Raw genomic sequence first — 20,585 nt, forward strand, 5'->3', positions numbered from 1 at the left:
GAGGGGTGAGACGTGCTGCGGACGCGCAGCTCAGCCTGACGCGGTCGAACCGCTGCTGTTTTCACGGTCCGTTCAGCTCGCCAGAGTTAGTCTGACCGTATGCCCAGCTGGACCGCGCCAGTCCTGCTCGCCGTCCTCGGCGTGCTGGTGGTCGTTCTCATCGACTCTGGACGAGGGCGTGGCCCGCGTTCCGACGATGAGCACTGGTTTGGCGGGCTCATCTATTACAACCGCGGCGATTCCCGGACCGTCGTTCCCAAACGCTACGGGTTCGGCCGAACTCTGAATTACGCTCGCCCGCTCGCGTGGGTTCTCACGGTGCTGCCCATCGTGATCGGCGCCGTAGCGGCGCACAAGTAGCGCTGAGGGCCCTGGTACCCATCGTCCTTTTCGGGACGCCATCGACACCGACACCGACACCGACAGCGACACCGACAGCGCTGCGCCGATCGGGTGAGGGTCCCGGACGGATCGAGTTCGTCACTTAGCCTTTTCGTGACGATTCGAGACGTACCCAAGGGAGTCGGCTGCATGGAAAGACGCGCACTGGGACGGTACCTGGCGGCATCCACCTTTGCGGCACCGTTCCTGGGCGCCGTGACCGAGGCCGCGCCGGCCGTGGCGGCGACGGCCGACCGCATGCCGACAGCTCAGCTGCCTCCCGCGCCGAAGCCGTCACGCCGTTCAGCTGCGGAGTACCTGCTGCCCGACGCCGAACAGACCCACGAGATGCTCTTGGTGCCGGGCACCGGAACCCTGCTGATCACCCAGATGAAGCCCAGCGGGATCGTGAAGGTGACGCTGGGATCCGATGGGACACCGGCACAGATCTATGGCTTCCCGCTCGGCGCCGCCGATGCGGACGCACATGGTCTGAGCCCGTCCCGCGCGTACCCCGGACTCGTTTGGTGCACCCTGGAACACGCTGGAAAGCTGCTCCTGCTGGATCCCCGCCCGAACCAGCCCGGCCAGGCCCCCGCGGTGGTACGCACGATCGACGTGCCGACCGGGGCCGCCGGCCCGCACTCCATCGGTGAATACGGCCCGGACCTGTGGGTCACGTGCAAGTTCAGCGACCAAGTCCTGCGTATCAACCACAGGCAGCCGTCCCTGTACACGCTCTACCCCACCCGGCCCCACCCGGCGTTCGTCGCCCAACGTCCCGGCACGGACGAGTTCCTCGTCAGCCAGGACCAGGCCAATGCCCTGATGGCCGTCGACACCCGGACCGGGCAGACCCGGCAGATCCCGATCCCGCCGGAAGCGGGGACCACGCCGGTGGGGCTGATCGCGGGCCCCGACGGGTCGGTCTGGACGACACTGCTGGGCAGCCAGCAGCAAGGCACCGGAACCTTCGGACGTATCGACGCCCACGACACCTTCACCTGGTACCGGCTCCGCACGCCGGCCGCGACCCGTGCCGGACTGCTCCACCTGGCGTTCCCCGACACGCCGCCCTTCACCCACGTCTGGCTGCTGGGCTCCTCCATCATCAACCCGAACAGCTACGACCAGCTCGTGCGGGTTGCCTTCGACAACGGCTTCCAAGACATCACCGCCGAACAGTGCGTCGCCCTGCCCACGCAGTTGTGCAAGGCACACCGCGTCCTGCTCCTCAGAGACAGCGTCCTCGCCACCGAACTCACCACCGCCACCATCACCCAGGTAACCAGCGCCTCATTCGCGAACTGGAACCGCCCCACCAGTACGCTGCCCGACCCCGCAGACGACTGACACGCACAGCTGCTGAAGCCGGCCCGGCCACGGGAACCCTGATCATCGGCCACGCTGGGTCGTGAAGCGATCACGTAAAGTCGTTGACCGCGTGGTCGGAAATCAGTATTTTTACATCTATGTCACTACCTACCGAACCCATCGGCAGCATCCCGCGCTCCGCCGAACTCCTTGGCGCCCTGTCAGCCCACGAAGCGGGGCAGCTGGGGTCGCAAGACCTTGCCGGTGCGGTCGATCAGGCCGTTGCCGAGACGATCGAGCGGCTTCGGGCCGCGGGGTCGCCGGTCGTCACCGACGGCGAGCAGGGCAAGCCGAGTTTCGCCACCTATCCGATCGCGGGGCTGAAAGACCTCAGTCCGGACGGGGTCGTCATTCCTTTCGCTGACGGACACGTGCGTCAGCTTCCGTATCTCACCGCCGGGCCGTTCCGCTACCAGCAGCGTGCCGACGGGTATCTGAAGGCCGCTCTCGCGCATGCGGCGGGGACCCCGGTCAAGCAGGCCGTCATCGCGCCTTCGGCGCTGAGTCTGCTCTATCCGGCCGAGGGGATCGCCGGCTATTCGCGGGAGCAGTTCCTCGCCGATCTTGCCGATGAGGCCGAGGCCGACATTCGCGGGTGCCTGGACGCCGGGGCCCACAAGGTGCAGCTCGACTTCACCGAGGGGCGGCTCTCGCTCAAGCTCGATCCGAGTGGGGGAGTGCTCCAGGAGTTCATCGCGCTCAACAACCGGGTGCTGGACAGGTTCAGCGAGGCTGAGCGGGCCCGGATCGGGGTGCACACCTGCCCGGGCGGCGATCAGGACTCCACCCACAGCCTCGACGTCGACTACGCCGACCTGCTTCCGCAGCTGTTCCGCCTCCACGTCGGCTCGTTCTACGTCCAACTCGCCAGCGAGGCCGACCCCGACCGGGTCCTGACCGCCATCGCGGCGGAGCTGCCGGAGTCGGCCACCGTGTTCGTCGGCGTCATCGACCCGATCGATCCCCGGGTGGAGACGCCCGAGGAAGTCAAGGACCGAGTCCTGAACGCGGCCCGCTATATCCCGGTCGAGCGCCTGGGCACTTGCGACGACTGCGGGTTCTCGCCGTTCGCCGACGACACCTCCACCTCGCGGGATTTGGCCTTCGCGAAGATCGCCGCGCGGGTCGCGGGCACCGCGCGCGCCGCTGAACAGCTGGGGGTGTAGCGGTTCCCAGCCGGTGGTGAGCATCGCGGCGCATGGCAGTGGGATGTCGTGCGCCGCGATAGGCCGGTGCGCGCCTTCAGGGCGGGTCACGGATAGTCACACTTGGTCCGCACTTAGGCCGCACCCCCGCCGCTATGCGGGAGTGGCCACTGGCTGCCGCGCGTCGTAGCGGTCCAGGACCACCGGCAGCGCCAGGAGCAGCGGCGGATCGATCGGGCTGCAGGGGCGCAGGCGCAGGTCCACCATCGTGGTCTGGCCGCGCACGCTGTGCACCGGGCCTTCGCGGGCCACGAGGCGGGCGACGCGCGCCCCGTACCCGTCGATCGGGGCCTCGTCGGGGTTCACCGCGGCGGCGAAGATGTACCACTGGCCCTCGGGGACGCCGTCCAGCTGGAACGCCGTGTCGTTCTCGACGGTGGTGCAGGCGACCGGGAGGCGCTGGGGGATGGGGCCGTCGAAGACCCCGATGTACATCAGTGGTGCCTCGGTGCCGGGGGGCAGGCTCATCCAGCCGGCCATCGCGCCCACGGCTGCGTCGTCCTCGGGCGGGCGGCCGGCGGCGCCGGTGCTGGTACCGACGGCCAGGTCGGCCTGGGCGAAGCAGCGGTACTGGATCGGGGTGACGCCGACGCTCTTGGTGAAGCGGCTGGTGAAGGTGCCGAGGCTGTTGTAGCCGACCATGTAGGAGATGTCGGTGACGGTCAGTTCGGTCGTCGTCAACAGGCCCTTGGCCCGCTGTAGGCGGATGGCGCTGAGGAATCTGCCGGGGGAGACGCCGGTGACCTCGCGGAAGGTGCGCGCGAAGTGGAACTGGCTCAGGATCGCGACGTCCGCCATGTCGGCCAAGGTGATCGGCTGGTCGTACTGTTCGTACAGGTAGTCCACAACGCGCTCGACAGCCTCGTTCAAGGTTCCTCCTGTGGTGCGCGACGGATCGCTGAGCGCCGTTCGGTCGGGACACGGGCCTGAACGTGCTGACGCAGTCGGGTCACCCCAAGCGTTACAGGAGTTGCAGGGCCTGGCTTCTTCCTGGTTGCCCTGCGCCGGGCGCTATGCCGACGGAGCCCTCCCGGCCAGGGGGAGATAGCCGTTGGCGACCACGACCTCCGCCACGGCCTCGTAGTCCTCGGCCCGGCCGGCGGGCAGGGTGCCGAGGCCGTCGACGTAGCGGTTGAACATGCAGAAGGCCGCCGCTATCAGCACCGTGTCGTGGATCTCCTCATCGCCCGCGCCCGCGGCGCGCGCGGTTTCGACCAGCTCCGCCGTCACCTTGCGGCCGCTTTCCGCCACCGCTTCGGCGATCCGCAGTAGCGCGGCCAGTTTGGGCGTGATCGGAGCCTGGTCGAGATCGGCGCGCACCTGGAGCACCAGCGGCATGCCCTGGTCCAGTTGCGCCGCGGCGAACGCGGAGTGCGAGTCGGTGCAGAACGCGCACTCGTTGCGGCTGGAGACGTAGGCGGCGATCAGCTCGCGCTCGCCGCGGCTGAGCGTGTTCTCGCCGCGCAGCAGGGTTTCGGCGAGGTCGGTCAGGGGCCCGGCGGTCAGGGGCCGGAACAGCAGGGGTCCGGTGATTCCGGGGAACAACTTCTCGTCCACGCCGAGTTCGATGTGGGACATGGGGGTACCTCCGCGGAGTCTGCGCTGGGCCTTGCTCGACTCCGGTGACCGTAGCGCCGCGCGGCGAAGCCCGACTTCTCCCAGCTTGCGGTGATCGCGCGAACGACTGATGGCGATCGGCGACGGTGAACCGTCATCGCCGATCGCCGACCGCCTATTGCAGACCAGGGGCGGGCCCGGGCTTCACTGGAACCGGAGCCGCACCCGGCGCCGGAACTCCTCGTAGGTCGCCAGCGAACCGTCCCGCGGCAGTTTCTGCGCGACGTCCTCGGCGATCTGCGAGGCCTCGGCCGCGCCGCAGCCGCAGAACTGCCGGGCCGCGGCCTCGTTCTCCGGCGTGATCAGGTTCGACACGTCGCGGGCGCGCAACGCGAACACCGCGCCCTGGGCCAGCTCGGGCCGGTACCGACCGGCCTTGGTCCACAACAGGTCCAGCGAGTCCGGCTCGACCCCGCCGGCGTAGGCCGCGGCCAGGCCGGCCCCGGACATCAGGTCCGGGCGCCGCTCGGGGCCGAATCGCTCCACGGCCTCCAGCAGCCGCTCGACGTCGCCGCCGTAGACGAACCACATCGCGCGCCCCACGCCCTGGTCCACCACGCGCTGGGTGATGGTGTGCGGAGCCGGCCAGCGGTAGCGCGCCGGCGCGTACTGCCCGTCGACCCACTTCCCGTGGTGGAAGAAGGCCATGTGGAATCCGTAGCCGTCCAGGATCAGCCCGCGCAGTGAGGGATGGTCCGGCAGCTTGCTCTGCCGCGGCAGCGCGCGCTTCCACATCGCGCCGGGCAGCCGGGCCAGTGCGAAGCCGAGGCCGATGTAGGCCATGAAGATGTGCCGGGAGCCGGGACCGTCGTCGTACCCGGGCCCGTTCAGGAAGCTCTCGGTGCGCCGCCGGCCCGGCAGCGGGGACATCACGTCGCGCATCGACAGGGCCATGACGGCCCCCTCGTACGCGAACCCGCGGTATTCCCGTTGCAGGGATTCCAGGCGGGCCACGAGCCCGGCGTGGTCGCGCTGTTCGATGCCGAATTCGTATCCGATGATGAATTGCCGGGCGCTGGTCTCCAGTCGGGTGCGGGCTGGAGCGTGTCCGGTGTCGTATCCAAGCGTCTCGAAGCTTGTGCTCCCGAGGTCGGGGGCTGTCAGCAGCTTGCGGATCGAGCCGGCCATGGTGGCGGCCACGCGTGTCCCCTCTCCGAGTCGGTGCGGTCCGGTCCGCCCGCCGCCGGCGCCTGCCCGCCCCGTCGGGGCGGCGGGCGGGCAGCGGTGGGCGGCCCTCAGGCGTCCAGGGCGGCGAACTGCCCGGGCCGGCGGCCCTCCCCGGCCGGGCCGCGGTAGGCCTGGGCGACGTCCAGCCAGTGCGAGGCCTCGGCGCCGTAGGCGGTCAGGTCCAGGTCGGCACGGTGCCGGCGGCGCAGGATCAGCAGGCAGAAGTCCCAGGCCGAGCCGGTGACGTACTCCGCGGCGTCCTCCGGCCCGAAGGTCCACTTGGCGCCGGAGGGGGCGACCAGGTCCAGCCGGACCGGCTCGGTCGGCGGCTCCTCGCCGTGCGCGACATAGCCGAAGGCCCGGGTCAGCAGGCCGAAGTAGGTCAGGTGGACGATCCGGTCGGTGCGCTCGCGCTTGACCCGCAGCGCGTCGGCGACGTCCTGGCCGTGGCCGAACAGCTCCATGATCCCGGCGGTGGCCAGCACGGAGGCCGGCAGCGGGGTCTGGAGCCAGGGCACCATCTGCCCCTCCATCGCGGCCAGCCCCTGGGCGCCCTTCTCCCGGTTGGTGCGCCAGCGCTGCAAGACGGCCTCGGGGCTGTCGTCCATGTACTCGGCGAGCTTGGCGTCCACCGAGCCCTGGAAGTCCACCCGGGACGGGGCCGCCTCGATCTCGAAGGCCTCGGGGTCGGTCGAGGACAGCACCGCCAGGTGGGCGATGAAGGCCAGGTGGGCGATCTGGTGGCCGACGTTCCAGCCGGGCGAGGGGGTCGGGGTCGCCCAGCCGGCGCCGTCGAGGCCGGCGACCAGCCGGTCCAGCGCGTCCCCCTCGGCGGCCAGGTCGGCGTACACATCGTTCTGTCCGGTCATAGCGGATCCCTTTCCACACGGAAATCGGCGCGAGCTGGCGGACACCGGTGCGCCCCGCCGGCGGCGCCGGGCCGCGGAACGGAGGTGAACGGGAGGCGTGCGCAGACGGGGCGCACCGGGAATCCGAGTCGAGTATCTTGCCGGGCTTCACGGCCGGGCTTCTCCTGACGTGCGGAACCGCGCCGGCGGGCACGCGGCAATCCCGAAGATGCCGGCGCCCGGGCGGGGATCGGAGGATGGGACCGTGGCCGGCACCCGGCCGCCATCCTGATCCGATTTCGATCAACCCACTGCAAAGGCGGAAGACATGACCCAGACCACCCCGGAGACCGCGGCCGACACCGCGGCGGTGCACGCGCTCGTCGACCAGCTCGAGGTCGCCTGGTCCGAGCACGACGCCAAGAAGTTCGCCGACCTGTTCGCGCCGGTCGGCACCGTGGTGCTGCCGGGCGACATCCTGCTCGACGGGCGCGCGCACATCCAGGGCTTCATGGCCCAGGCCTATCAGGGTCCTTACAAGGGCACCAAGGTCACCGGCCGCCCGCTGGTCACCCACTTCCACACCGCCGACACCGCGATCATGGTCACCGAGGGCGGCGTGCTGGCCCCCGGCGAGACCGAGGTGGCGCCGCAGCGCGCCATCCGGGCCACCTGGGTGTGCGTGCGGCTCCAGGGCAAGTGGCTGCTCGCCGCCTACCAGAACAGCCCGCTCAACGTGCCGGCGGCCTGACAGCGCTCCGGCGCCGTGGCGGCCGGGTGCCCGCGGCGGCCGGTCCGGATCCGGTCGGCCGGTGCGGGGCGGCGGCAGAGGGGCCGCCGCCGGCGTCGCGCGCGTGCCTTCGGCGCGGGTGCGGGCCGGCCGGTGCGGCGGATGGCCCGGACGTCATGACGTCCGGGCCATCCGCCGTGCCCGAGACGCCGCGGCGGGCGTGCGGGGAAGGGGTGCCGGTCCCTTGTACTCCGGCACTGTTTTGTCCCGCGCACACGGTGCCCGTTCCATCGCGGTGAGTTTCGCACGCGAACCGAGTCTTCTTCTTAGCGCGCCCGGCCGGGGAGCGCGGCGGCGGCTGCCTCCGCCGCGGGACGAGACGCTCCTCGGCCGAGCCGTACGTACCCATGCCGACTTTGCCGATCGGAGCCGAGAATCGAAAGCCTCGCGATGGAAGACATCTGTTCTGCCCCTGTCGGAACCGGGCAGCCGCGGGGAATCCCGGAGCCGGCCGGCTGACCTGCTGAGTGTCCCGGTGCCGCCGCCCCCGCCGCGGCCGCGGTCCGCGCCGCCGCCGTGCTCACCGGCGGCGCGATGACGCCGCCCGCGCCCACCCGCGCCGCTGCCCGCCCGAGATCGGCCGCCGGGGGAGTTGAGCACGTTGCGAGAAACGTCGGCCTCTTCGGTATCCGACGATGTAACTCGACAGTAATCAAACCTTCGGCATCGCCACTGCCACCGGCAGCGGATTGACGACGGCGAACCCGCGCGTCGAGCGTCATCGCCCGCTGGATCGTCACCGAGGAGGCGATCGCCACCACAAGCCACAAACGATCGGTCCGCGCCGCCTCGGCATCCCTCTCGCCGCGGGGTCAGGCCGTCCTGGCCCTCGGCCGGGGCCGTAGTAGGGTCGGCTCCATGACGGCCCTGATCTGCAGCGGTCGGTTACGGCCCACTACAACCGGGTACTCTGAGATAATACTGAGGGGCCTCCCCATGGCATACGATGCCGACGCCTTCACCCGCAGCGCCTCCTCGGCCTGGCAACCGGTTCCACACTACGTCGCCTACCGCAACACGCGCGAGCGTGTCACCGCTCTGATCCAGGCCCATCCCGACTCCGAGCGCCGGCCGGTGCCGGCCTGTCCGGGCTGGACCGTCGGCCGCCTGCTGGCCCACCTGGTCGAGAACTGCCGCCTCGCGGAGACGAACACCGCCACCCCCGAGCTGTCGGACCGGCCGATGTGCCTGGAGGAGCCGGGGACGGCCGAGCTGCTGAGCGAGTGGGCCCGCAGCGCCGCCGTCGTCGAGCAGGCGGTGGCCGCTCTGCCGGGCCCGGCGGCCGGATCCCTGCTGCTCATGGACGCCTTCACCCATGAGTACGACGTGCGGGTCGCGCTCGAGGAGCCGTTGCCCCACGACCACACCGCCTTCCCCGGGGCCTTCGAGGTGGCGCTGACCGGGTTCGCCGGCGCGGTCCTGTGGCGCGGGCTGCCGCCGGTACGCATCGAGACCGAGGACTTCTCCCGGAACATCGGCAAGGGCCGGCCGGCCGCGGTCCTGCGCGGCAGCCGGGTGGAGGTGTACCGCTCGCTGGTCGGGCGCCGCACGCCCTACCAGATCGCCGCCCTCGACTGGAGCGCGGACCCGCGGCCGTGGATGCCGGCTTTCGGCTGGGGCCCGTTCACCCCGCCAGCGGAAACCGCAGAACGCTGAAACACCACGGGCCCTGTGCGCGTGTCCTATATATAAGGACCGCGCACAGGGCCCGTGGCGTCAGATCCGGCGTCCGGTTCAGATCCGCAATCCGGCTCAGCTCCGGCGTCCGGTTCAGAGGCCCGCGGCGCGCGCGAACTCGCGGGTGGCCCGCCGTCCGCCGGCCGCGCCCGACGGGGACGGGGCGCCGTAGGCGACCTGGACACCGCGCTCCCGCAGGGCCGCGACGATCCCGGGCACCGCGCGCTCGGCCAGCGCCGCGATGGTGAAGGCGGGGTTGACCGTCAGCCCGGCCGGTACGGCCGAGCCGTCGGTCACGAAGATCCCCGGGTGGCCGCGCAGCTCGTGCCGGTCGTCCAGCGCCGAGGTCGCCGGGTCGTCGCCGATCCGGCAGGACGCCAGCGGATGCACCGTGTAGGCGCCGATCACGTCGTTGGTCCAGGGCAGGACCTCGGCCAGGCCGTCCTTCTCCAGGATCTCCCGTACGTCGGCGTCGGACTTCTCCCAGCCGCGCAGTGTGTTCTCCGTCGGCTCGTAGGAGATCGTGCCGAAGCCGAACATCTGCTGGGAGAAGCGGTTCGCGTTGCCGGTGGGCGGCGGCGCGCCGAAGACCCCTTCGTTGTCGTCCTCGGACATGGTGAAGATGGTCAGCCAGGACTTCCAGTCCCGCAGCAGCTCCTTCTTGCCCGGCCCGAACCAGCTGGGCCCGTCGGCGCCGGGGACCTGCGCCAGCACGGTGCCCAGGCCCGGCGGGAAGTACAGCTGCTCCAGCGAGTAGCGCTCGAACTCCGGCCGGGAGCCGTCCAACCGGTCCCAGGAGGCGACCGTGGGCCCGCGGCCGATCTGGTAGGCCTCGTATGCGCGGCCGTCCCCGCGGTCCAGGCCGAGCAGGTCGCGGGCCTTGTCCTCGTCGATCACCGCGGTGTTCAGCCGCTCGCCGTTGCCCGAGAAGTACCGGCCCACGGCGTGCGGCATCGTGCCCAGGGCGGGCTCGGAGCGCTGCAGGATCACCGGCGTGGCACCGGCCCCGGCGGCCACGATGACGACCTTCGCGTCCACGGTCCCGCCGCCGGTCACCACCCGGTAGTCGACCTCATCGACGGTGTTGTAGTGCACGCGGTAGCCGCCGTCGGCGAGTCGGGTGATCTGCTGCACCTCGTGCAGCGGCCGGATCTCGGCGCCGTGCTCCAGCGCGGCGGGCAGGTAGTTCAGCAGCAGCGAGCGCTTGGCGTCGAACCGGCAGCCCGACATCATCCAGTTGCAGTTGGTGCACAGGTCCGAGTCGACCGCCGCCGGGACCGGGTTGCAGGTGCGCCCGGCGTGGTCGCACGCCGCGGCCCACAGCCCGCCGGCGTAGGTGGTGGTGTCCCAGCTCGCCGGGCTGATCGGCAGCGCCTCCTCCACCCGCTCGTACCAGGGCTCCAGGGCGTCACGGGTGATCGCGGCCGGCCACAGCCGGTGGCCGATCGACCCCTGCCGCTCGAAGACGAACCGCGGCGCCCGCGGCATGGCGGCGAAGTAGACCACGCTGCCGCCGCCGACGCAGTTGCCGCTCAGCACGCTCATCCCCTGCCCGACCACGAACTCGAACACCCTGGTCGAGGACGTGCCCAGCCGCAGGTCGTGGTCGAACTCCTCCGCGGCCAGCCACGGCCCGCGTTCCAGGACCAGCACCCGCGCGCCGCCGGCGGCCAGGTGGTAGGCGGGGATGGACCCGCCGAACCCGCTGCCGATGATCAGGACGTCGGTGGACTCCGCGCTCCCGGTCATTTCAGGCTCCCGTTCTCCAGCGTGTCGGGGTGCAGCTTGGACAGGGGTCTGCGATAGGAGTAGTCGGGGAAGCGCCACAAACCGTCGGTGTCGGGGGTCTGGAACCGCATCAGGGTCAGGCCGGGATGACCCGTGGCGAGGGCTTCGGTGGTCGGCAGGTGGGCCCCGGTGTCGAAGGCCATGTAGCAGAACAGCGCCAACCCGGTCCACAGTTCCTTCTCCGGGTGGCCGACGGCGGTCAGCTCGTTCAGTACGGCGGTGCGGTCCGCCCACGGCAGCGCCGTGAAAGGCGGCACTTCCTCGTTGGTGGGCAGGCCCACCCGGTCGCGGTGGTGCTCGGCATGGACGTTGAGCGCGGCGACCACGTCGTCGAGCGCCGGGGCCATGCCGCCCTCGGGCATTTCCAGGACGGCGAGTGCTCCGGCCTGCACCGATCCGCCGCCGATGGAGACCCCCGCGATCGCCCGGTCCCCGGGCCAGCGTTTCTCTCCTGGGATGACGGTGTCCGCGAACGCCTCAAGGGTCAGTGTCCGTACGTCCGGAGCACGCTCTGCAGAGGACTCTTCCACGCGTTCCTCCCTGTGGTCTGGTCTGGCAGACTGCGGTGGGCCGCGGCGATCCGCGGCCCGGTCTCATCATCGGAAAGGCCCTTCGGGCCGGGCATCCTCCGGATTGCCCCGCTGCGCGCCCGGCGCGCTCACCGGCGCCGGCGGACCGCGGACAGCCGGGGTCGGCGCGGGGTGTGGGTACAGCCGTGGGGCGGAAGGTACCGCAAGTGAGTAATCCTTCTCCTGGACCCGGTGAGTTTCGCGATCGACCGGAGTCCTTACCTGTGAGTGTGAACATCCCCGCCGATGCCACGTCGGCGGACGCAGGTGAGGAGGACAAGATGGCCGACACGAACGGCGGGCTCGCGGTGACCCCGCGGACAGCCGTCGACCGGGCCCGTCCGGCCACCCCGCGCGACGACGAGGAGTTCATCCGGCTGGTCGAGCCGCACCGCCGCGAACTGCTGGTGCACTGCTACCGCATGCTCGGCTCGGTCCACGACGCCGAGGACCTGGTGCAGGAGACGTATCTGCGGGCCTGGCGCGGCTACGACCGGTTCGAGGGGCGCTCCTCGCTGCGCATCTGGCTGTACCGGATCGCGACCAGCGCCTGCCTGAGCGCCCTGGAGCACCGCAGCCGCCGGGTGCTGCCGACCGGCCTGGGCGGGCCGAACCCGGACGCCGACCGGCCCGGGCCCACGCCCGGCGGCGGCGAGGTGCAGTGGCTCCAGCCGCTCCCGGACCTGCTGGTGAGCGACCCGGCGGCGATCGTGGCCGTCCGGGACTCGGTGCGTCTGGCGTTCGTCGCCGCGCTCCAGCATCTGTCGGCCAAGCAGCGCGCGGTGCTGATCCTGCGCGATGTGATGGAGTGGCCCGCCGCCGAGGTCGCCGACCTGCTCGGCACCACGACGATCGCCGTGAACAGCGCGCTGCGGCGGGCCCGGGCCCAGCTGGAGAAGGCGGCGCCGAGCGATGAGGAGCTGACCGAGCCGGACGATCCGCGGCGCCGGGCGATGATCGAGCAGTACACGGCGGCCTTCGAGAACGCCGACGTCCCCGGGCTGGTCCGGCTGCTGCGCGAGGAGGTCGTGCTGGAGATGCCGCCGAACCTGTTCTGGTTCCAGGGACGTGAGGCCGTCGGCCGCTTCCTGGGTACCAACGTGCTCGGCGGGCCCGCGTTCGCGATGCTCACCATCGCGGCGAACGGCCAGGAGGCCGCCGCCGGCTACCGGGCCGGGCCGGACGGGCGCTGGCACGCCCACGCCATCCAGGTGCTGACCCTCACCACCACGGGTATCTCGCACATCGTCTCGTTCAACGATCCGGGCCTGTTCGACGGCTTCGGGCTGCCCGCCGTGCTGGACGGCGTGGCCGGTGCCGGCCCATGGCGGCGCTGAGGCCCTCGGACGGTCTGTTCGAGCAGGTGGCCGCCTACACCGACGAGGCGATGTCGGTGGTCACCGGGGAAGACCTGTCCGCACCCACGCCCTGTTCGCAATGGAATCTGCTGGAGCTGATGCGGCACCTGAGCACCTCGCTCGGGGTCCTCATCCAGACCCTCCAAGACGGCCGCCCCGACCTGCTCGGCGCGGTCCGGTGCGCCACCGGGACCCGGCCGTACACCGCCGATCTGCTCCTGGCCGGCGACGTCGGCACCGTGCTCGCCACGGCCGTGCGGTACCGGACCGAGCGCCTGGTGCGGGTCCACGAGGCTCTGCGCCGGGGCGAGGGTCCGGACAACGTCCTGGTGGGCGAGCGTCCGCTGCCCCGCGACCTGGTCGCCGCGGCCGGGGCGGTGGAGTTGGCGGTGCACAGCTGGGACATCGCGACCGCGTGCGGCCGGATCCTGCCGATCCCGGACGCTCCCGCGGTCGAACTGCTCGAACTGTCCGCGCTGGTCGTCGACGGGGTCGGGAGACTGGGGCTGTTCGCCTCCGCGGTGGCGGTTCCGCCGCGGACGCCTCCCGGCGACCGGCTGGTCGCCCTGCTCGGCCGTACGCCTGCGTGATCCGCGCCTGGTTCCGGCCCGCGACCGGGATTGCGACCGGGATTGGGACCGGGAGCGGGACCGGGTACGGGTACGGCGCCGGCGGCAGACCAGAACCGCCGGCGTGTCAGGCGTGCGTCGACAAGCCGACCGATGGACTGCGGATCCCTCAAGCGACCCGGTGCAGCTCGGTCAGCTCCCAGTTGTCGAGCTCGGGCAGCGCGCGCAGGATCGGGGGATCGAGGAACCCCGAAGGCCGCAGCGTCATCTCTCCCACCGGCACGTTCACGTGCGCGTCCACCTGGTGGTGGCCGTGCTCGCCGAGCAGTGCCGGACGACGTTGCCAGGGAAGGGATTCGGCCTGCCGGAGTTCGACGGCGGCCGCGCGCAGGTACCAGGTCCCGGTCGGCACATCCCGCAGCACGAACGGGCCCGGGGCCTGCAGGACTTCACAGGCCACCGGAATGCCCTCGACGACCGGGCTCGGGAACAGTCCGACATAGACCCGGAGCAGATCCTCGCTCTCAGGGAACGATAACGCCCCGGACACCTCCCCGTGCGGACCGGGACCGGGCACCGGCACCATGTCCAGCACGGAGTGCGTGCCGGCCAGCGACATCGTCCGGTAGCGGCCCGGTGAGGCCCCGACGCTGCGGGTGAATCTGCTGGTGAAGGTCCCCAGGCTGTTGTAGCCTACGGCGTAGGCGACTTCGGTCACGCTCATCTCCGTTTCCAACAGCAGGTTTTTGGCCCTGAACAATCGGATGGCGGACAAGAAGCGCCCGGGCGAGGTACCGGTCAGGGATCTGAACACCCGGGAGAAGTAGAATTTGCTGAGGATCGCGGAGTCGGCGATCTCGTCCAGCGACAGCGGATCGGCGTAGCGGTTCCACATAGTGGAGATCGCTTGTTCGGCAGCGAAACGTGTGATGTCCATTGCCACTCCAAAGGTGCACTCGACACTCGTGACACGGCGGGTGGTCGGCAATCCTTCGTCGACCCCTGGCACGTCTGCACCCCAGCGGTCGCGTGGACGCCGGGTACGCCGGCGGTACCGGGCCGCCGTGGTGGGCTGGGCCAGCAGGGTTCTGCTAACGGCGAAGAAACGCCTGTTCAGGGTTGAGGGGCCGCCGGTGCGCGGGACGATGGCGCGGCAAACCAGGATCCGACGGCGAAGCCCGAAGGGCGGAGCCGTCTAGGCGGGGGACGGGGCGGACGCAGAGTCTTGGATATGGCGCCCTGCCTGGCAGCACACCCGCAACATCGGCCAGCATACCCAAAACCATTGGATTGTCACGGTGCGCGACCTGTCGTTCTTGCGGTGATTGACGGCTCTTTGCGCCCATACCGCGATCGGCGCCGACGGCCCGGCCCCGACCTGTGATCTCAATACTCTGACAACGGTGTCGCCAGGTCGGCGGGCTCCGGTGCCGTCCCGGGGACCCCGCCCGCGGCACCGGCCGGAGATCGTCCTGCTTTCTCAGGATTCTGATACAGCGGCGGCGCCGCCGAGCCTCCCTGGGGCAAGCAGGGAGATGTCGGGCCGGCGCCGGCCCGCCGATGCTGGCGCCAGCGCCCGATTCGGCGTTTCCTTTCACGGGAGGGCCGCATGATGCCCACTTTCCTCGGCACCGCGCGCCGGATGGCGCTGACCCCGGCTCTGGACGCGGTCACCATCGGCAAACGCGGCTTCCCCGGCGCCGACTCGCCCGCGGCGAGCCGGCTGGACCTGGTCCCGCAGACGGTGATCTGCGGCTTCGAATGGGCCATCGAGGCGCGCAGCATGGCCCACGTGCAGCGCCGGCTCAGCGTCGTCGACCCCGAACTGCGGGGGTTCGCCTATGAGGGTGCGACGATGGCGTACACGGTGCGCGACGCCTTCGGCGGCCATCGCACCCGCGACCTGCTGCTCGACACCGGCGCGCCGCACCTGTTCGTGGCCTACATCGGCATCGGGTTCGCCATGGCCCGCCTGCCCCGGCGGCTGTGGAGCAAGGTCGTCCCCGACCTCGGCGACACCAGGTACCACCCGACGATGAGCTGGCTGGCCGTCGACGGCTACGGATTCGACCGCGCCTACTTCGACACGGACAAGTGGATCGGCCGCCAGTACCTCCCGGCCCCGTACCCGTGGGCCGGGGCCCCGCACTACTTTCCCCGAGCGCTCGACCAGGGCATCGGCCGGGCGCTGTGGTTCATGCACGGCGCGCGGCCCGAGGGCGTGGCCGGGGCGGTCGGCCGGTTCGACCCGGCCCGGCAGCCGGACCTGTGGAGCGGGGCCGGCCTGGCCGCGTCCTTCGCAGGGGGCTGCGACGCCGAGGGCTACGACCGGCTCCGGGAGCTGGCCGGCCCGCACCGCGCGCAGGTGGCGCTGGGTGCGGTGCTGGCCGCGAAGGCGCGCGACTACGCCGGCCACGTCCCGGACTACACCTCGACCGCGGTCCGGGTGTTCGGCGGCGTGTCGGTCGCCGACGCCTCGGCGCTGGCCGACCAGGCTTCCTCGGCCGGCGAGGCGCCGGGGCCCGAACCGTCCTACGAACTGTGGCGGCGGGCCATCCGCGCTCACTTCGAGGCCGGTGCCCGGGCAACGTCCAAGTAGCGGCGTGCCGCGCCGCCTGGCGAGGATGCGAACAAGGCTCCACCGGCCCGCCACGCGCGGGTTCCCACCCATCCGGTGCGAACTTTCCTTGGCCGCCGCGCCGAGCAGCAGCGGCGTGCCACCCCAGGAACTCACCCCAGGAACCTGAACGGTCCGGCGCCCGCCGGACCTTGTCGCTAGGAGGTCCGCGTTGTCCGCGACGAGCATCCACGCGCCGGTCGTCCGGCGGCCGCCGGGCCCATCCCGCGCCGCGGCCCTCGGGCTGTTGCCGAGAATGGTGCGCAACCGGCTGGAGGTGATGGCGTGGGCGGTGGCCGAGTACGGCGAGGCGGTCCGCGTCCCCCTCGGTCCCAAGACCCTGTATCTGTTCAACCACCCCGACCACGCCCGCCACGTCCTGGCCGACAACGCGGCGAACTACACCAAGGGCATCGGCCTGACCCACGCCCGCCGGGTGATCGGCGACGGCCTGCTGACCAGTGAGGGCGAGCTGTGGCGCAAGCAGCGCCGGGTGATCCAGCCGGTGTTCCAGGCCAAGCGTCTGGCGCGCCAGGTGGACGCGATCGCGCTGGAGGCCGAGGCGCTGGTGGGGCGGCTGCGCGAGCGGGCCGGACAGGGCCCGGTGGACATGCGTCAGGAGATGACCGCGCTGACCCTCGGGGTGCTCGGACGCACCCTGATCGACGCCGACCTCGGCGCCTTCGAGGCGATCGGCGAGGCCTTCGAGACGGTCCAGGACCAGGCGATGTTCGAGATGATGTCGCTGGGCACGGTCCCGCTGTGGCTGCCGCTGCCGCGCACGCTGCGGTTCCGCAAGGCCAAGCGGTACCTGCAGGAGGTGACCGACTCCCTGGCCGCGGACCGGGTGGCGCACCCGGACGGGTTCGGCGACGACGTGGTCTCCCGGCTCATCGAGTCGGTGGCCGACGAAGCCGACCGGGCTGCCGGGCGCGAACGCATGCGCGATGAGCTGGTCACGCTGCTGCTCGCCGGGCACGAGACGACGGCCAGCACCCTGAGTTGGGCGCTGCACCTGCTCGATCTGCATCCCGAGGTCCGGGAGCGGGTGCATCAAGAGGCCGTGGAGGTCTTCTCCCACGGCCCGCTGGACTCGGCCGCGCTGCACGGCTTCACCTATACCTCGATGGTCCTGGAAGAGGTCATGCGGATGTACCCGCCGGTGTGGCTGCTGACCCGGATCGCGCGGGAGTCGGACCGGATCGGCGGCTTCACCGTGCCGGCCGGCGCGGATGTGATCATCAGTCCTTATCTGCTGCACCGCAACACGGGGTTCTGGCCGGACCCGGAGCGCTTCGACCCCGAGCGGTTCGCCTCGGCGTCCAGGGCGGGCCGTGAGCGCTACTCCTATATACCGTTCGGTGCCGGACCGCGGTTCTGCGTCGGCAACAACCTCGGCATGATGGAGGCCACGATCGTGCTCGCGGCCCTGTGCCGCGACCTGCGGCTGGCCTCGGTGCCCGGCCGCCCGGTCGAGGGCGAGCCGATGCTCACGCTGCGGGTGCGCGGCGGCCTGCCGATGACCGTGGCGGCCCGCTGAGACCGCCGATCGCCGCCGATCGCCGCCGGACCGGCGAAGTCACCGGTTCCGACCCGGTGACTTCGCGGCGTCCGCGCGGTCTCCATATCTGGACGGGTGACACTCCCGCCGCGCGCCCGGTGTGGCCGAACACCGGACGCATCCTTCTCGCCGCCCCCGCTGTTGGCACAGGCGGGGGCGGCGGGAGCCAGAAACGATCACTGAGAACTGATCACTGAGAACTGAGGAGCCTGCCATGCCAACTTCGGATCTGACCGGGACCACCGCGCTCGTCACCGGCGCGGCGGGGGGATTCGGCCGCGCGGTGACCTCGGCCCTGGTCGCGGCCGGGGCCCAGGTGGTCACGGTGGTCCGGGACCAGGGCGCGGCCGCCGGCCTGGCCGAGGAGTTCGGCGCGTCCGTCACCCCCGTGGTGGCCGACGCCGCCGACCCGGTGGCCGCCGGACGCCTGCTCGAGACGTACCGGCCCCGCACGGTGGTGCTCAACGCCGGCGTGGTCCCGCTGGGCCGGGCACTGCAGCTGCACACCTGGGAGTCGTTCAGCCGGCCCTGGGAAGTGGACGTCAAGCAGGCGTTCAGCTGGGCCCGCGAGGCGCTGTTGCTGCCTTTGGAGCCGGGCAGCACCGTGGTGTCGGTCTCCAGCGGCGCCGCGATCGGCGGATCCCCGCTCAGCGGCGGCTACGCCGGCGCCAAGGCGACCGTGCGCTTCGTCTCCGCCTACGCCGCCGGCGAGGCCGAGCGCGCCGCCCTCGGCATCCGTTTCGTGTCGGTGCTGCCGACGCTGTCGCCCACGACGGCCGTCGGCGCCGGCGGCGCCGCCGCGTACGCGGCCCGCCAAGGCGTGCCGGTGGCCGATTTCGTAGCGGGCATGGGGCCGACGCTGACGCCGGAGCACGTGGGCAAGGCGGTGCTGGACATCGCTTCGGACACCTCGTTCGACCAGCTCGCGTACCTGTTGAAGCCGAACGGGCCGGCGGCGCTGTAGCCGTCGTCCGGTTGTGTGGGCGTCCCGGGCACTGTCCCGCGGACGCCCTATTCGAGTTCGTCCTGCCAGAGCAGTTCGTCCGGGGTCAGATCTCGGACCGGCGCCGGGTCATCAGGTCTGCGGTAAGGGCGGCCCTGGCCCGCCAAGCCGACGATGGACAATCCCCATACGGCGTATTTCGCGAGCCAGAGCGCCGACTTCGCCACCGCCTGTACCGCGCGGGCCGGGGTCATGGCACCACCTCCGCTCAGCTGTCACCGGGCTCTGATTCACCGGGCTCTGATTCACCGGCCTTGATTCACAGCGCTCTGCTGTCGCCGACCAGCCTTCCCCGGCGGGGGTCGGCTCGGCTTCTTCGACGGTGCCGCCCGCGCGCGGGCCCAAGCCTTGCGCGCCCGGCACCGGGCAATGTCGAAGGCGTGTCCCATCCGGCCCGCGGCTAGCTTGACCTCATTGGTTGGGTGTTCAACCGCCACAGTCCAGGGGAGGGCCGGCCGGTGTTCAGTCGTGTTGCCATCGTCAACCGTGGTGAGGCCGCGATGCGGCTTATCCATGCGGTCCGGGAGTTGAGCGCGCAGGGCGCTGTGCCGATCGAGACCGTTGCCTTGCACACTGATGTGGACCGGGATGCCACCTTCGTTCGTGAGGCTGATATCGCCTACGATCTGGGTCCGGCTGCCGCGCGTCCGTATCTGGATTTGAAGGTGTTGGAGCGGGCGCTGTTGGAGTGCGGCGCGGATGCGGCGTGGGTGGGGTGGGGTTTCGTCGCTGAGGATCCGGCGTTCGCTGAGCTCTGCGACCGGATCGGTGTGACGTTCATCGGGCCGGATGCTGAGGCGATGCGGCAGTTGGGTGACAAGATCGGCGCGAAGTTGATCGCCGAGGAGGTGGGGGTGCCGGTGGCGCCGTGGAGTCGGGGCGCGGTGGAGACGCTGGAGTCCGCTGTTGAGGCGGCCGGGCGGATCGGGTATCCGTTGATGTTGAAGGCCACCGCCGGTGGTGGTGGGCGCGGGATCCGGGTGATCACCGGCGAGGCCGAACTGGTCGACGCGTATGAGCGGACCAGTCAGGAGGCGGCGCGCGCGTTCGGTTCCGGGGTGGTGTTCCTGGAGCGTTTGGTGACTGGGGCACGGCATGTCGAGGTGCAGGTGATCGCCGATGGTCAGGGAACGGCGTGGGCGTTGGGTGTGCGGGATTGTTCGGTGCAGCGCCGTAACCAGAAGGTGATTGAGGAGTCGGCCTCGCCGGTGCTGGACCAGGAGCAGGCCGCCGAGTTGAAGTCTTCGGCCGAGCGGCTGGCGGTGCGGGTGGGTTACCGGGGTGCGGCGACGGTGGAGTTCCTGTATCACCCCGGGGATAGGCGGTTCGCGTTTTTGGAGGTTAATACCCGGCTGCAGGTGGAGCATCCGATCACGGAGTTGACCACCGGTTTCGACCTGGTGAAGGCGCAGTTGCATGTGGCTGGTGGCGGGAAGCTGGAGGGTGCGCCGCCGGTTGAGCGGGGGCATGCGATTGAGGCGCGGCTCAATGCTGAGGATCCGGATCGTGATTTCGCGCCGTCGCCGGGTCGGATTGCGCGGCTGGATCTGCCGGCGGGTCCGGGGATCCGGGTGGATACCGGGGTGTCGGAGGGTGACACGATTCCGGCTGATTTCGATTCGATGATCGCGAAGGTGATCGCCTACGGTCGGGATCGTGGTGAGGCTTTGGGCCGGTTGCGTCGGGCGATGGCGGAGACGTCGGTGGTGATCGAGGGTGGGACCACCAACAAGAGTTTTGTGTTGGATTTGTTGGATCAGCCGGAGGTGGTTGATGCCTCGGCGGATACCGGTTGGATTGATCGGGTGCGGGGTGAGGGCCGGTTGGTGTCGCATCGTCATGCTGCGGTGGCGTTGGCGGCTGCCGGGATTGATGCGTATGAGGATGAGGAGCGGGTTGAGCGGGCCCGGTTGTTGGCGACGGCCTCTGGTGGGCGGCCGCAGGTGCAGCATGAGTCGGGTCGGCCGTTGGATTTGAAGCTGCGTGGTGTGGGTTATCGGGTGCGGGTGGCGCAGGTGGGTGCGTCGCGGTTCCGGGTGGGGATCGAGGCCGGTGAGGGCG

Annotated in this window: 19 protein-coding genes; 11 read left to right on the top strand and 8 right to left on the bottom strand. The window is 70.9% G+C overall.

The genetic code is table 11. The annotated features are described in order from the left end of the window. Nucleotides 1-99: 99 nt before the first annotated feature. The 3 genes from KGQ19_RS19960 to KGQ19_RS19970 all read left to right on the top strand — a co-directional run bounded on the left by KGQ19_RS19960 (nucleotide 100) and on the right by KGQ19_RS19970 (nucleotide 2,921). A complete protein-coding gene (locus KGQ19_RS19960) occupies nucleotides 100-360 on the top strand; it encodes a DUF5808 domain-containing protein (RefSeq protein WP_212010709.1) in 261 nt (86 codons plus the stop codon). 171 nt (nucleotides 361-531) lie between these two features. Next, entirely contained in the window at nucleotides 532-1,734 is a 1,203-nt protein-coding gene (locus tag KGQ19_RS19965; RefSeq protein WP_212010710.1) for an NHL repeat-containing protein, read from the top strand. 119 nt (nucleotides 1,735-1,853) lie between these two features. Continuing rightward, a complete protein-coding gene (locus tag KGQ19_RS19970) occupies nucleotides 1,854-2,921 on the top strand; it encodes a cobalamin-independent methionine synthase II family protein (RefSeq protein ID WP_212010711.1) in 1,068 nt (355 codons plus the stop codon). Between the two features lie 132 nt (nucleotides 2,922-3,053). Here KGQ19_RS19970 and KGQ19_RS19975 read toward each other — a convergent pair whose 3' ends face one another. From KGQ19_RS19975 to KGQ19_RS19990, 4 genes are all read right to left on the bottom strand, one after another. Further along, nucleotides 3,054-3,830, bottom strand: coding sequence for a helix-turn-helix transcriptional regulator (locus tag KGQ19_RS19975; protein WP_212010712.1), 777 nt, complete (start codon nucleotides 3,828-3,830; stop codon nucleotides 3,054-3,056). 141 nt (nucleotides 3,831-3,971) lie between these two features. After that, entirely contained in the window at nucleotides 3,972-4,538 is a 567-nt protein-coding gene (locus tag KGQ19_RS19980; RefSeq protein ID WP_212010713.1) for a carboxymuconolactone decarboxylase family protein, read from the bottom strand. A gap of 183 nt (nucleotides 4,539-4,721) precedes the next feature. Beyond that, complete coding sequence (locus KGQ19_RS19985) at nucleotides 4,722-5,717, bottom strand: DUF1702 family protein (RefSeq protein WP_212010714.1); 996 nt, start codon at nucleotides 5,715-5,717, stop codon at nucleotides 4,722-4,724. 95 nt (nucleotides 5,718-5,812) lie between these two features. Next, the gene (locus KGQ19_RS19990) at nucleotides 5,813-6,613 is read right to left on the bottom strand and encodes a TIGR03084 family metal-binding protein (protein WP_212010715.1); all 801 of its coding nucleotides are present in this window, start codon (nucleotides 6,611-6,613) and stop codon (nucleotides 5,813-5,815) included. 307 nt (nucleotides 6,614-6,920) lie between these two features. On the opposite strand from KGQ19_RS19990, the gene KGQ19_RS19995 reads away from it, so the two are divergent. Further along, the gene (locus KGQ19_RS19995) at nucleotides 6,921-7,343 is read left to right on the top strand and encodes an SgcJ/EcaC family oxidoreductase (RefSeq protein ID WP_212010716.1); all 423 of its coding nucleotides are present in this window, start codon (nucleotides 6,921-6,923) and stop codon (nucleotides 7,341-7,343) included. A gap of 975 nt (nucleotides 7,344-8,318) precedes the next feature. Continuing rightward, complete coding sequence (locus KGQ19_RS20000) at nucleotides 8,319-9,038, top strand: maleylpyruvate isomerase family mycothiol-dependent enzyme (RefSeq protein ID WP_212010717.1); 720 nt, start codon at nucleotides 8,319-8,321, stop codon at nucleotides 9,036-9,038. Nucleotides 9,039-9,152: 114 nt separating this feature from the next. Here the strand turns inward: KGQ19_RS20000 and KGQ19_RS20005 are convergent, their stop codons facing one another. Then, nucleotides 9,153-10,808, bottom strand: a complete 1,656-nt coding sequence (locus KGQ19_RS20005) for a GMC family oxidoreductase N-terminal domain-containing protein (protein ID WP_212010718.1) — start codon at nucleotides 10,806-10,808, stop codon at nucleotides 9,153-9,155. Continuing rightward, the gene (locus tag KGQ19_RS20010; RefSeq protein ID WP_212010719.1) at nucleotides 10,805-11,377 is read right to left on the bottom strand and encodes a DUF5987 family protein; all 573 of its coding nucleotides are present in this window, start codon (nucleotides 11,375-11,377) and stop codon (nucleotides 10,805-10,807) included. The genes KGQ19_RS20005 and KGQ19_RS20010 overlap by 4 nt, the downstream gene beginning before the upstream one ends. A 320-nt stretch (nucleotides 11,378-11,697) precedes the next feature. On the opposite strand from KGQ19_RS20010, the gene KGQ19_RS20015 reads away from it, so the two are divergent. Then, nucleotides 11,698-12,753 carry a sigma-70 family RNA polymerase sigma factor gene (locus KGQ19_RS20015; protein WP_212010720.1) on the top strand — a complete coding sequence of 352 codons (1,056 nt, stop codon included), beginning with the start codon at nucleotides 11,698-11,700 and terminating at the stop codon, nucleotides 12,751-12,753. Continuing rightward, the gene (locus KGQ19_RS20020; RefSeq protein ID WP_212010721.1) at nucleotides 12,741-13,364 is read left to right on the top strand and encodes a maleylpyruvate isomerase N-terminal domain-containing protein; all 624 of its coding nucleotides are present in this window, start codon (nucleotides 12,741-12,743) and stop codon (nucleotides 13,362-13,364) included. The genes KGQ19_RS20015 and KGQ19_RS20020 overlap by 13 nt, the downstream gene beginning before the upstream one ends. Before the next feature lie 148 nt (nucleotides 13,365-13,512). Here the strand turns inward: KGQ19_RS20020 and KGQ19_RS20025 are convergent, their stop codons facing one another. Beyond that, nucleotides 13,513-14,280 (bottom strand): helix-turn-helix transcriptional regulator, encoded by a 768-nt coding sequence (locus KGQ19_RS20025; RefSeq protein WP_212010722.1) that lies wholly within the window; start codon nucleotides 14,278-14,280, stop codon nucleotides 13,513-13,515. A gap of 675 nt (nucleotides 14,281-14,955) precedes the next feature. On the opposite strand from KGQ19_RS20025, the gene KGQ19_RS20030 reads away from it, so the two are divergent. The 3 genes from KGQ19_RS20030 to KGQ19_RS20040 all read left to right on the top strand — a co-directional run bounded on the left by KGQ19_RS20030 (nucleotide 14,956) and on the right by KGQ19_RS20040 (nucleotide 18,485). Then, entirely contained in the window at nucleotides 14,956-15,942 is a 987-nt protein-coding gene (locus KGQ19_RS20030) for a DUF1702 family protein (RefSeq protein WP_212010728.1), read from the top strand. Nucleotides 15,943-16,132: 190 nt separating this feature from the next. Then, nucleotides 16,133-17,500, top strand: coding sequence for a cytochrome P450 (locus KGQ19_RS20035; RefSeq protein ID WP_212010723.1), 1,368 nt, complete (start codon nucleotides 16,133-16,135; stop codon nucleotides 17,498-17,500). 235 nt (nucleotides 17,501-17,735) lie between these two features. Then, nucleotides 17,736-18,485, top strand: coding sequence for an SDR family oxidoreductase (locus KGQ19_RS20040; protein ID WP_212010724.1), 750 nt, complete (start codon nucleotides 17,736-17,738; stop codon nucleotides 18,483-18,485). Nucleotides 18,486-18,532: 47 nt separating this feature from the next. Here the strand turns inward: KGQ19_RS20040 and KGQ19_RS20045 are convergent, their stop codons facing one another. Continuing rightward, nucleotides 18,533-18,718 (bottom strand): hypothetical protein, encoded by a 186-nt coding sequence (locus KGQ19_RS20045; RefSeq protein ID WP_212010725.1) that lies wholly within the window; start codon nucleotides 18,716-18,718, stop codon nucleotides 18,533-18,535. A 264-nt stretch (nucleotides 18,719-18,982) separates the two neighbouring features. On the opposite strand from KGQ19_RS20045, the gene KGQ19_RS20050 reads away from it, so the two are divergent. Next, the coding region (locus KGQ19_RS20050; protein WP_212010726.1) for an acetyl-CoA carboxylase biotin carboxylase subunit at nucleotides 18,983-20,585 on the top strand (1,603 nt) is incomplete at its 3' end.

This window comes from Catenulispora pinistramenti, assembly GCF_018274385.1.
Classification (GTDB): domain Bacteria; phylum Actinomycetota; class Actinomycetes; order Streptomycetales; family Catenulisporaceae; genus Catenulispora; species Catenulispora pinistramenti.